The 3582-nt window shown below is 69.3% G+C and carries 6 protein-coding genes; 4 read left to right on the top strand and 2 right to left on the bottom strand.

Features of this window, described 5'->3' with window-relative positions:
* The 3 genes from AACZ35_RS13290 to AACZ35_RS13280 form a co-directional block, all read left to right on the top strand.
* Nucleotides 1-303, top strand: a 303-nt coding sequence (locus AACZ35_RS13290) for an ATP-binding cassette domain-containing protein (protein WP_339830087.1), incomplete at its 5' end; no start/stop codon positions are given.
* Entirely contained in the window at nt 300-1568 is a 1269-nt protein-coding gene (locus AACZ35_RS13285) for an ABC transporter permease (RefSeq protein WP_339830085.1), read from the top strand. The genes AACZ35_RS13290 and AACZ35_RS13285, both read left to right, overlap by 4 nt.
* Nucleotides 1569-1600: 32 nt before the next feature.
* Nucleotides 1601-2590 (top strand): isoaspartyl peptidase/L-asparaginase, encoded by a 990-nt coding sequence (locus AACZ35_RS13280; protein WP_339830083.1) that lies wholly within the window; start codon nt 1601-1603, stop codon nt 2588-2590.
* Here AACZ35_RS13280 and AACZ35_RS13275 read toward each other — a convergent pair whose 3' ends face one another.
* Complete coding sequence (locus tag AACZ35_RS13275; RefSeq protein WP_339830081.1) at nt 2591-3007, bottom strand: hypothetical protein; 417 nt, start codon at nt 3005-3007, stop codon at nt 2591-2593.
* A gap of 57 nt (nt 3008-3064) precedes the next feature.
* On the opposite strand from AACZ35_RS13275, the gene AACZ35_RS13270 reads away from it, so the two are divergent.
* Nucleotides 3065-3313: a hypothetical protein gene (locus AACZ35_RS13270; RefSeq protein ID WP_339830079.1), complete on the top strand. Its 249-nt coding sequence runs from the start codon at nt 3065-3067 to the stop codon at nt 3311-3313.
* A 25-nt stretch (nt 3314-3338) separates the two neighbouring features.
* On the opposite strand, the gene AACZ35_RS13265 is transcribed toward AACZ35_RS13270, so the two are convergent.
* On the bottom strand, nt 3339-3582 hold a 244-nt coding region (locus tag AACZ35_RS13265; RefSeq protein ID WP_339830077.1), incomplete at its 5' end, for an AIM24 family protein.

The following is a 3582-nucleotide window of genomic DNA, read 5'->3' as shown; positions in this document are numbered from 1 at the left end:
CTGGCCGACCGCGCCGGCCACAAGCCCAGCGAACTTTCCGGCGGCCAACAGCAGCGCGTGGCCATCGCCCGCGCCCTGATCAACGAGCCGCCGTTGCTGCTGGCCGACGAACCCACCGGTGCGCTGGACTCGCGCACGAGCGAGGAAATCATGGCCCTGTTCGAAAGCCTGCAGGCCGGCGGCCGCACCATCGTCATCATCACCCACGAACGGCCGGTGGCCGAACACGCCGACCGCATCGTGGTGATGCACGACGGCGAACTGCACGAAGAAGGCTGGCAGGCCCCGGGGAAAGGCAAATGACGCTCACCGACGTTCTGCGTTCCGCGGTGTCCTCGCTGCGCGGCAACTGGCTGCGCAGCATCCTGACCGCGCTGGGCGTGATCATCGGCATCGCCGCGGTCATCGTGATGGTGTCGGTCGGGCAGGGCACGCAGTCCGAACTCGACCAGATGATTTCGCGCCTGGGTTCGAACCGGCTGGAGGTTTTCGGCGGCGCGTCGCGCGGACCGGCCCGCGGCGGCGCCGGCAGCGAGGCCAGCCTGACCGACTCGGACGCCGACGCGATCCGCAGTGAAATCCCCGGCGTGCAGTACGTCGCCACCTCGGTGTCCGGCGGCGGCCAGGTGGTGTTCGCCGAAAACAACTGGTCGACGCGCTGGGAAGGCGTGAACGCCGATTATTTCCCGGTGAACGACTGGCAGATCGAATCGGGCGAGGCGTTTTCGCCGCGCGACTACAACTCGGCCAACAAGGTGGTGATCCTTGGTGAAACCGTGCGCCGCGAACTGTTCGGCGACGGCGATCCGATCGGCGCCACCGTTCGTTTCGGCCGGGTGCCGCTGAAGGTGGTGGGCGTGCTGTCGGCCAAGGGCCAGGGCAACTGGGGCCAGGACTCGGACGACATCATGCTGGTGCCGCTGGAAACCGGCCGCCGGCGCATGGCCGCGGCGGCGGCGCAAGCCACGCCCGCCGCCGGCGCCGTCGCCACGCCGCGCCGTGCCGACAACGTCAACCGCATTTCGGTCGGCGTCGGCCGGGCCGAAGACCTGGCTTTCGTCGAGGGCGAGATCAACGCCCTGCTGCGCCAGCGCCACCGCATCGCGCCGGGCGCCGAGGACGACTTCCAGGTGCGCAACATCGCCGAGATCGTCGCCACGCGCACCCAGACAACGCGGCTGATGTCGCTGCTGCTGGGCGCGGTGGCCAGCATTTCGCTCATCGTCGGCGGCATCGGCATCATGAACATCATGCTGGTGTCGGTGACCGAACGCATCCGCGAAATCGGCCTGCGCATGGCCGTGGGCGCCGGCCCGCGCGAGATCCAGATGCAGTTCCTGGCCGAGGCCATGCTGATTTCCCTGGGCGGCGGCGCCATCGGCATCGCCCTGGGCGTTGCCGGCGCGCTGCTGACCAGCAAGTTCGGTGCGCTGCCGGTGCAGCTGGACCTGCAGGTGGTGGCGATGGCGACCGGGTTCTCGGTGGCCACCGGCCTGTTCTTCGGCTTTTACCCGGCGCGCAAGGCCGCGCGCCTGGATCCGATCGAAGCACTGCGCCACCAGGGTTAGACTCGGCCTGGTTCTTCCCTTCGAGGTTTGCCATGTCCCGTCCGCTGCTGCTTGCCCTTGCCCTTGCCGCCACGGCGCCCGCCTGGGCGGAAGATTCCCCGACCGCCCTGGTCATCCACGGCGGCGCCGGCGTGATCGATCGCAGCGCGCTGTCCGCGGAAGAAGAAGAAGCCGTGCGCGCCGACCTCGACCGCGCGCTCGACGCCGGCCACGCGCTGCTTGCCGACGGCGGCACGGCGCTCGATGCGGTCACGGCCGCGGTTCGCGTGCTGGAAGAATCGCCCTGGTTCAACGCCGGCAAGGGCGCGGTGTTCAACGCCGTCGGCGGGCATGAACTCGACGCCGCGATCATGGAAGGCCAGACCCGCCGCGCCGGCGCCGTTGCCGGCGTCAGCACCGTGCGCAGCCCGATCCTGCTCTCGCGCGCGGTGATGGAGCGTTCGCCGCACGTCATGCTGGCAGGCGCCGGCGCCGAGAAGTTCGCCGACGACCATCCCGACATCGAACGTGTGGCGCCGGACTGGTTCGACACCGACCGCCGCCGCGAACAGCTGGAAAAAGCCCGCCAGCGCGAACAGGCCGGGCAGGCGGCGCTTCCGGTCACCTATTTCGGCACGGTCGGCGCGGTGGCGCTGGACAAACACGGCCACATCGCCGCGGCTACTTCCACCGGCGGCATGACCAACAAGCGCTGGGGCCGCATCGGTGATGCGCCGATCATCGGCTCGGGCACCTGGGCCGACGCAGGCTGCGGCGTTTCCGGCACCGGCTGGGGCGAGTTCTATATCCGTTCGGCGGCGGCGCACGACATCTGCGCCCGGGTCGCCTACCGCGGCGATTCGCTGGCGGCGGCCTCGGAAGAAGTGATCAACGGCATCGTGCCCGGACTCGGCGGCGACGGCGGTGCCATCGCCCTGGACGCCAAGGGCAACATCGCCATGCCCTTCAACACCTCGGGCATGTACCGCGGCTGGATCAAACCCGACGGTAGCCGCGGCACCGCGATCTTCCGCGATCAGTAATCAGTCGCGGAAGCTGGCGCGCACGTCGGCGCGATTGATCACCACCAGCGTGAACACCCCCAGCACGGTGCCCACCGGCACCTGCAGGCAGTTCAGGCCTGCCACCACCGCGCACAGCATCCAGTGCCGGCGCGCGCGCAGGGAGCGCGCTGCGAACAGGTTCAGGACCAGACCCAGCAGAAGCATCAGGCCCATGGCGGCGTAGAACCACACGAAGAAGCCGAAGAAGCCTTCCGGCGGTGGATTGGCCTGGTTCTGCCAGTTGGCGTTGTCCATCATCTGGCTCATCAGCCCGTAATGCAGGGCCAGGAAGCCCATGCCGAGCAGGGCGAAGCCGGCGAATATGTAGTGGAAGACCGACAATAGACGCAGGTGGTCTTCGGACGGGGCGGGCAGGGGCGGGGTGGTGTTGTCCATGGGCCAAGCCTAGCCCAATCCGCGCGGCCAATCGCCTCTCTCTGCCATCATCCGCTGATGGACATGGCCACCTACCGGTCACTGCTCGCCCAGGCCCGGCGCCACTCCCGCCGCGCCGACGAGGCCGAGGCCACGGCGCTGGCCTACGTGCGCGACCCGGCCCGCAGCGTCGAGCTGCAGTTCGGGCTCGTGCGACGGGCCCTGCAGGCCGTGGTCGCGCTGCGGCCCGGGCTGGGCACCCACGATGCCGACGGTCACCTGCTGGTGATCCCCGGCGACGCTGAAAAGGAAGCGTCCGGCGCATGATGCGCCGGACGCCTTCGTGGCGGGCTCAGAATCCGCGGTCGCCGGAGATGATGCCGCCCAGGCCGCCCAGCACCGAACCTTCGCCCTTGCTGCCACCCTTCTGGTAGGCGGCCGACATCATGCGGCCGGCCAGGCGCGAGAACGGCAGCGACTGCAGCCAGACCTTGCCCGGGCCGGTGAGCGTGGCCAGGAACACACCTTCGCCGCCGAACAGCATCGACTTCACGCCGCCGACCGGCTTGATGTCGAAGTTCACCGTGCTGGTCATC

Source organism: uncultured Arenimonas sp. (genome assembly GCF_963976025.1).
GTDB lineage: Bacteria > Pseudomonadota > Gammaproteobacteria > Xanthomonadales > Xanthomonadaceae > Arenimonas.
This window is presented reverse-complemented; position numbering and strand designations above follow the sequence as displayed.

Bases quoted from the DNA above. Each gene is read 5' to 3' on its own strand.
- AACZ35_RS13270 (WP_339830079.1), top strand. From the start codon at position 3,065: ATGGACATGGCCACCTACCGGTCACTGCTCGCCCAGGCCCGGCGCCAC.
- AACZ35_RS13285 (WP_339830085.1), top strand. From the start codon at position 300: ATGACGCTCACCGACGTTCTGCGTTCCGCGGTGTCCTCGCTGCGCGGC.
- AACZ35_RS13275 (WP_339830081.1), bottom strand. From the start codon at position 3,007: ATGGACAACACCACCCCGCCCCTGCCCGCCCCGTCCGAAGACCACCTG.
- AACZ35_RS13280 (WP_339830083.1), top strand. From the start codon at position 1,601: ATGTCCCGTCCGCTGCTGCTTGCCCTTGCCCTTGCCGCCACGGCGCCC.